The 7,819-nt window shown below is 69.2% G+C and carries 4 protein-coding genes; 3 read left to right on the forward strand and 1 reads right to left on the reverse strand.

What is annotated here, in order from left to right:
- The coding region (locus tag ACFWI9_RS20280) for a flavin reductase family protein (protein ID WP_387163862.1) at window positions 1-587 on the reverse strand (587 nt) is incomplete at its 3' end.
- A 290-nt stretch (window positions 588-877) separates the two neighbouring features.
- On the opposite strand from ACFWI9_RS20280, the gene ACFWI9_RS20285 reads away from it, so the two are divergent.
- From ACFWI9_RS20285 to ACFWI9_RS20295, 3 genes are all read left to right on the forward strand, one after another.
- Complete coding sequence (locus tag ACFWI9_RS20285; RefSeq protein ID WP_387163864.1) at window positions 878-1,102, forward strand: MbtH family protein; 225 nt, start codon at window positions 878-880, stop codon at window positions 1,100-1,102.
- A 68-nt stretch (window positions 1,103-1,170) separates the two neighbouring features.
- The gene (locus tag ACFWI9_RS20290) at window positions 1,171-4,428 is read left to right on the forward strand and encodes an amino acid adenylation domain-containing protein (RefSeq protein WP_387163868.1); all 3,258 of its coding nucleotides are present in this window, start codon (window positions 1,171-1,173) and stop codon (window positions 4,426-4,428) included.
- A gap of 449 nt (window positions 4,429-4,877) precedes the next feature.
- Window positions 4,878-7,819 (forward strand): amino acid adenylation domain-containing protein (locus ACFWI9_RS20295; protein ID WP_387163865.1); only part of this gene is annotated, 2,942 nt, incomplete at its 3' end.

Consider the following 7,819-nt stretch of genomic DNA (forward strand, 5'->3'; position numbering starts at 1 on the left):
GCGGGGGGGGGGGGGGGGACGCGTGGGCGGACTCTGGTGCCGGGGGGGGGGGGGGCCCCGCGCGCCCCCCGGGGGGGGGGGGGGGGCCCCCCCCCCCCGGGGGGCGCCCACCCCGTGTACCGGGACAGTCCGTAGACCAGCGGCCTGGGCGGTGCCGACGTCAGGGGACGCACCCGCCGCACCCCGCCGAACACGACCGTGTGATCGCCCACGACCTTGCTGGAGAAGATCTCGCAGTCGGCGACCGTATGGGCCTGGTCGACCAGGTGGGGCAGACCACTGTCCTCGGCCGGTCGCCACGCGACACGGTCGAACCTGTCGGGCGCACCGGAGCTGAACAGCTCGGACGTCGTACGGGCGTCCTCGTGCAGCATGTTCACCGCGAAGCCGCCGAACCGCAGGAGCGCGTCCAGGGTGGGACTCTCACTCCGGACACAGGTCAACAGGACCGGTGGGTCCAGCGAGACACTGCACAGGGACGAACAGGTGAGGCCGACGGGGGCGCCGTCCGGCCCGACGCTGGTGAGCACGGCCACCCCGGAGGGAAAGCCCGACATCAGCGCACGGAATTCGTCATTCGTCGCCAAGGTGTGCTGCATAGTTCCCACGCCGCGCCACACCGCCTCTCGCAGACCGCGCGACTCTTCCGAGGCCGCGGTGCAAACTCTCGCGAGCGACGGTTCAGTTTGTCACTGGCTTTCAACGACCGGTTAATGACGCACTCCGCTGAATCATCCCCGGACGTGGTCATTCACGCGCTCCTTAATCAGTCGCCCGCATTACCTCCGGCCGCTGCTCTGTCCGGCCGGGATTCGTATACTCCCGTCCTGTGCGCCGGGCAATGCCGTGCGCTGACGGAACCCAAGGAGCCATAAAGATGAGCGTGAACCCTTTCGAAGATCCCGATGGCGTCTACCTCGTCCTGGTCAACGACGAGGGTCAGCACTCGCTGTGGCCCTCGTTCGCCGAGGTACCCGAGGGCTGGACGGTGGCGCTCCACGAGACCGACCGGCAGCAGGCACTGGACTACATCAACACCAACTGGACCGACATGCGGCCCAAGAGCCTCGTCGAGGCCATGGAAGGCGCGTCGCGCCAGTGACCAGCGGTTCGTCAGCGGGAACAGCCGGGGCGGCAGCCGCCCGAGGAGCGGGGGTCGAAGTGTCCGAAATGCCACGTCAGGCGTCGCTGTCGACAGCGGAACCGACCCTGGTGCCGACGAGGATTCCGCGATGGGCGGCGTGGGACGTCACCGGGGACGCGGTGGGCGAAGAGGTGGTGCACCTGTCACCCGCCTCGCTCGCATCCCTGCGCCGGCTGTCCGCCGACGAACACATCGGGGTGGAATCGCTGCTCCTGGCGCCCCTGGTGAAGGTGCTGGGCGAACTCACGGCAGAGCCACTCGTCGTCGTCGGCCACCTCGTACCGGAGACCGAGGACAGGAGCGCGCCCGACGCGTTCCAGGCGGAGATCCCCGACGGCAGCTGGCGCGACCTCGTGACAGTCGTGTCGACGAGCAGGGCCCTGAGCGTCGCCCGCCGGGGCACCGCTCCGGCCCATGCGTTCGAGATCGTCCTGGACCTGTCCCGGTCCGGCGACGACAACGGCCCCGGCGACCCCGTGACGCTCGCGGCGGGCACCGCCCTCCAGGTGGTCCTGGTGACCGGGGCCCGCCCTGCCCTCCACCTCCACCACCGGACACGCATCGTCGACACGGCCTACGCGCGCAGGATCGGTGGCTACTTCCGCACCGCGCTCGAGCACCTGGCGGCGTCCCTCGACGCCGACCACAGGGAACGGGAACTGCCCTCGGAGCAGGAGCGCGAGCACCACCTGCACGGCCTGGCGGGGCCGACGGTGCAGCTGCCCGACACGATGTTCCCCGGACTCTTCGAAGCGCGGGTCCTCGCCCACCCGGACGCCGTTGCCGTGTCCCGCAACGACGTCAGCTGGGACTACCGCACCCTCAACGCCGCAGCCAACCGGATCGCGGCGGGCCTCCTCCAGCGTGGTCTGCGCCCCGAGGACGTCGTAGCCGTCGTCATGGAACGCACCCTCGAATGGGCGGCCACCGTACTCGGCGTCCTGAAGGCAGGAGGCACCTACCTGCCGGTGCGCCCCGACTTCCCCGCCCAGCGCGTGGCCACTCAACTCCAGCGCAGCGACTGCCGTTTCGTCGTCGCCGAACAGTCGGCACGGGACCTGGTCCGGGCCACGGCCGATGACACAGGGCACACCAGGCCCACGCTCTTCGCCGACGACCTGCTGCGCGGTGACGACCCCGGAAACCCGGAGACGAGGATCGCGCCGGAACAGTCGGCCTACGTCTACTTCACCTCCGGCTCCACCGGAGCGCCCAAGGGCGCCCAGTGCGAGCACGCCGGGATGATCAACCACCTGTACGCGAAGATCGAGTCCGTCGGAATGCACTCCGGCGACGTCGTCTCCCAGACCGCCTCCCAGTGCTTCGACATCTCCCTGTGGCAGCTGATAGCCCCGTGGCTGGTGGGAGCCGCCGCGCGGATCGTGGACACCGACACCCAGCTCGACCCGCACCGGTTCCTCGACGAACTGGCCGACAACCGGGTGTCCGTCGCCCAGCTCGTCCCCTCGTACTTCGAGATCCTCCTCGGCCTGCTGGAACGCACCCCGCGGGACACCGGCGTGCTCCGCTCGGTCTCCATCACGGGCGAAGCCCTCAAACTCGACCCGGTGCGACGCTGGTTCAGCGTCAAACCCGGCATCCAGCTCGTCAATGCCTACGGCGCCACCGAGGTCAGCGACGACACGATGCACGCAGTGCTCACCGCACCGCCCGTGCGCGACTTCGTCTCCGTGGGCACATCCCTCCGGAACGTCCGTACGTACATACTCGACGCGCGGGGCAGGCTCGCGCCCCTGGGCACGCCCGGAGAGATCGTCTTCGCCGGCGTGTCCGTCGGACGCGGGTACATCAACGACGAGGAACGCACCAAGGAGGCGTTCGTCCCGGACCCCTTCGTTGCGGGCGACCGCCTGTACCGCACCGGCGACTTCGGCCGCTGGCTGCCGGAAGGCACCATCGAGTACCTCGGCCGACGCGACCAGCAGGTCAAAGTCCGCGGCTTCCGCATCGAGATCGGCGAGATCGAGAACAAACTGCGTAGCGCGCCCGGCGTGCTCGACTGCGCGGTCGTCGTCGACCCCGGCGCGGGCACGGGCGCGGACAAGAGCCTCGCGGCCTTCTATGTCGCCTCCGGCCCGGTCGAGGAGCAGGCACTGCGCGCGCACCTGTCCGCGGTGCTGCCCGACTACATGGTCCCCGCCTACATCCACCGCCTGGACACCATGCCGCTCAACGAGAACGGCAAGACCAACAAGCGGATGCTCGGTGAACTCGCCGAGACCCTCGGCCACGCGCTGGGCGCGCGCACCGCCCCCGCCACGCCGACCGAGCGGTGGCTCGCCACGGAGTGGGCCGAGGCACTCGGGGTCCCCCTGGAGCGCATCGGAAGGGACGACCACTTCTTCCGCCTCGGTGGCACCTCGCTCACCGCCGTACGGCTCGTCGTCAAACTCGACCGGGCCATCGCCCTCAAGCAGCTCATCGGGACACCGGTCCTGTCGGACTTGGCAGCCCTCCTCGACGCCGGCGCGGACGCCGAGTACGGCCTGCTGCAGCCGCTGGCCGACCACGTCCCCGAACCGCTGTCCACCCTCGTCTGCTTCCCGTACGCGGGCGGCAACGCCGTCAACTTCCGCGTCTTCGCCGAACGGCTGGCGGAACACGGAATCGCCGTACTCGGAGTGGAACTGCCCGCCCACGACTTCTCCGGCTCTCCCGAGCTCCCCCAGGAAGTCCCGGAGATCGCCCGCCGGGTCCGTGACGAACTGCTCCAGCGCGCCACCGGGCCCCTGATGGTATGGGGACACTGTGCGGGCAGCGCCCACGCCCTGGCCACCGCCCGACTGCTGGAGGAGAGCGGCGCGGAGCTGACCGCCGTCTTCCTCGGAGCGCTGCTCCTGGAGCCGGACACCGCTCTGCGGGCCGAGATCGACGAGGTCAGCGAACTCACCCCGCGCCAGATCACCGAGCGGCTCATGACGGACAGCTCCTACGTGGAACTGGACCGGCTCAAGCCGGAACGGGCGACGCTCGTCGGCTCGGCCTACCAGCACGACGTACGCTCGGCCAACGCCCACCTGATGGAGCTGCGGGCCGACCCGGCAGCGCACAGGATCGGTGCCCCCGTCCACGTGGTCCTTGCGGCGGACGACCTCACCACCAAGGGCGGCGATGAGCGCTACCGCGACTGGTCGGCCGTCGCCGACGAGGTGGCGCTGCACGAACTGCCCGAGGGCGGGCACTACTTCACCAGCACCCGGGCGACGGACACCGCGGCGCTCGTGGCCAGGGTCCGCGCGGCGGCCGGGAGGCCCCCGGCCTGATCCACCAGCCCGGGGGAGGGCCGTCCGGCGACGTCGGACGGCCCTCCCCCTTTTCCCTCCCGATGCCACGCACCAGCCGCTGCCGCAGGCGGAATCACCACGAATTTATCCTGCACGAAAAGACGCTGGTCGAAAAAGGGTCCGTGCAGGTCCGGATAACCACTCTAATCAATCGAGAGGCCCCGACCTTCGGGCCCGACCGCCAAGCCGCAGTACGGCCAGGTCGCAGCCCTTCTTCGGCCGTTCCCAAAATGCTTGACGCCCTCTTCCGGGGCCAACTAGCTTCGGCACGGCCCATGGTCGGAAAAATACATCCTAGAGGAACTGGGAAATCGACTGTCACCGAGTTCGCCGACTGCCTCGAAGGATGAGCGGTCATCGCATTTCTCGGGACGGCGCTTCCGCTTCCTCGCATCTGAAGCTCTGTGTCGAGGAGTGAAGGGACACCCGTGGTGAACGCGCGCTCGCAGTCGATCGAGGACATCCTGCCTGTGACCCCGTTGCAGGAAGGAATGATCTTCCACCACGTCTATGACGAAAGTGCGCCGGACGTCTACGTGGCCCAGATCGTGTTCCATCTCGACGGCGAGCTCGACCGGGACGCCCTCCGCGCCGCCGCCCAGGAACTGCTGCGCCGACACCCCGGACTGCGGTCCGGGATCCGCCAGAGCAGGTCCGGTGAGTGGGTCCGGATCGTACGCCGGAAGGTGCGGATGCCCTGGCGCGAGAGCGACCTCGGCCACCTCCCCGCCGCCGAACTCGACGAGGCCGTCGCCGCCGAGGCGGCCGACGACCGGACACGGCGCTTCCGACTCGGCGACGCACCGCTCGTCCGGTTCAGCCTCCTCGATCTCGGCCGGGACCGCTACCGCTTCGTCCTCACGGCCCACCACGTCATCGTCGACGGCTGGTCGATGGCGGTGCTGCTGCGTGAACTCATCACTCTCTACCGCAACGGCGGCGACGCGAGTGCCCTCCCACCCGTTCGGTCACACCGTGAGCACCCCGACTGGCTGCGCAACCGCGACGAGGACGCCTCCCGGGCGGCCTGGCGGGAGGCGCTCGCCGGCATCACCGAGCCGTGCCTGCTCGTCCCCGGGGCCGACCGCACTCCCGTGGTGCCCGAGCGCCTCGACTTCGCCCTGGACGACGAGGCCGGCCGCGCACTGACCGAGCTCGCCCGGTCCAAGGGCGTGTCCATGAACACGGTCCTCCAGTGCGCCTGGGCCCTCGTCCTCTCCCACCTCACGGGTCGTCCCGACATCGTCTTCGGTGTGACCGTGTCCGGACGCCCGCCGGAGCTGGAAGGCGTCGAGAACATGGTCGGGCTGTTCATCAACACCGTCCCGATGCGGGTCCGCCTCAAGCCGGACGAGTCCCTCGCCGACCTCCTCGTGCGCGCGCAGCGCGAGCAGGTCCAGCTGATGGACCACCAGTACCTCGGCCTCAAGGACATCCAGCGCGCCGTGGGCGTCGACGAACTGTTCGACGCGGCCATGGTCTTCGAGAACTTTCCCCGCACGGCCGGCGACGCGGACGCCGGGGCGCTGCGCGTGGGCGACGTGGAGTCGCGCAACGCGACCCACTACCCCCTGACGCTGGTCTCGGGCGTGGGCGAGAAGGTTGGCGGCCGTCTGGTGCACCGCCCCGACCTCTTCGACACCGAGCGCATCGATGCCGTCTCCCGCACACTCCTCCGAGTCCTGCGGACCATGGCCGATACACCTGATCTCCTCGTGGGTCGTCTGGATGTGCTGGCTGAGGGCGAGCGTCGTCGGGTGCTGGAGGTGTGGAACGACACGGCGGTTGAGGTGCCGGGTGTGTCGTTGCCGGTGTTGTTTGAGGAGCGGGTGCGGTTGGCTCCGGATGCGCCTGCGGTGGTGTGTGGTGATGTGGCGTTGTCGTATGAGGAGTTGGACGGGCGGGTGAACCGTCTGGCTCGGTGGTTGGTGTCGCGTGGTGTGGGTGTTGAGTCGCGTGTGGTGGTGGCGTTGCCGCGGTCGGTGGACGTGGTGGTGGCGTTGCTGGCGGTGTTGAAGGCCGGTGGTGCGTATGTGCCGGTGGATCCGGAGTATCCCGCTGAGCGTGTGCGGTTCATGGTGGAGGACTCTGCGCCGGTGTTGGTGTTGTCGGTGTCGGGTGCGCTCGATGGTGTGATCACGGCGGATGTGCCGGTGGTGTTGCTGGATGATGCCGGTGTGGAGGCGGAGCTTGACCGGTTGTCGGTGTCTTCGCTTGGTGTGGTGCCGGAGCTGTCGTCGGCGGCGTATGTGATCTACACGTCGGGTTCGACGGGCCGGCCGAAGGGTGTGGTGGTCCAGCACCGTTCCCTGGGCGGGTATCTGCTGCACGCACGTGAGACGTACGGGGGCGCGGGGGGAAGCTCCCAGCTGCACACGTCGGTGTCGTTCGACCTGACGGCGACCGCGCTGTTCGCACCACTGGTGTCCGGTGGATGTGTGCGCCTGGGGGAGCTCGCCGAGACCGACGGCGCGACGCTGCTGAAGATGACGCCGAGCCATCTGGCTCTCCTGGAGGGGATGGACACTTCGGTGGCTCCTTCGGAGACGCTGCTGGTGGGTGGCGAGGCGTTGTCGGGTGAGTTGCTGGGCCGGTGGCGTGAGCGTCATCCGGATGTGGTGGTGTTCAACGCGTACGGTCCGTCCGAGGCGACCGTCACCTGCTGCGAGTGGCGGTTGGAACCGGGTGAGGTGACGCCGTCGGGTGCGGTGCCGATCGGTCGGCCGTTCCCGAACACGCGGGTGTATGTCCTGGACGAGGCGCTGCGTCCGGTGCCGGTGGGCGTTCCGGGTGAGTTGTACGTGGCGGGGAAGCCGTTGGCGCGTGGCTATCTGGACCGTCCGGGGCTGACCGCTGAGCGGTTCGTGGCGTGTCCGTGGGGTGGCGGGCGTATGTATCGCACGGGTGATGTGGTGCGATGGCGTGCCGAGGGTGTGCTGGAGTTCGTGGGCCGCGCAGACGACCAGGTCAAGGTCCGCGGCTACCGCATCGAACTCGGCGAGATCGAGAACGCACTGGGCCAGTGCACCGGTGTGTCCAAGAGCGTGGCCATGGTCCGCGAGGACACAGCCGGAGACCGCCGGCTCGTCGGCTACGTCCGGCCGGAACCGGGCACCGTCCTGGACCCTGCCGCTCTGCGCGCCGACCTCGCGTCCAGGATGCCGGACTACATGGTCCCGGCGGTCGTCGTCGTCATCGACGAGATCCCCCTGATGCCGAACGGAAAGGCGGACCGCAGGAAGATGCCGGCCCCCGAGTACGTGGCCGCCGGCGTTCGTGGTCCGCGTTCGCCGCGCGAGGAGATTCTGTGTGGTCTGTTCGTGGATGTGCTGGGTGTGGAGCGGGTCGGGATCGACGACGGTTTCTTCGA

This window comes from Streptomyces sp. NPDC127084 (assembly GCF_042724175.1).
GTDB lineage: Bacteria > Actinomycetota > Actinomycetes > Streptomycetales > Streptomycetaceae > Streptomyces.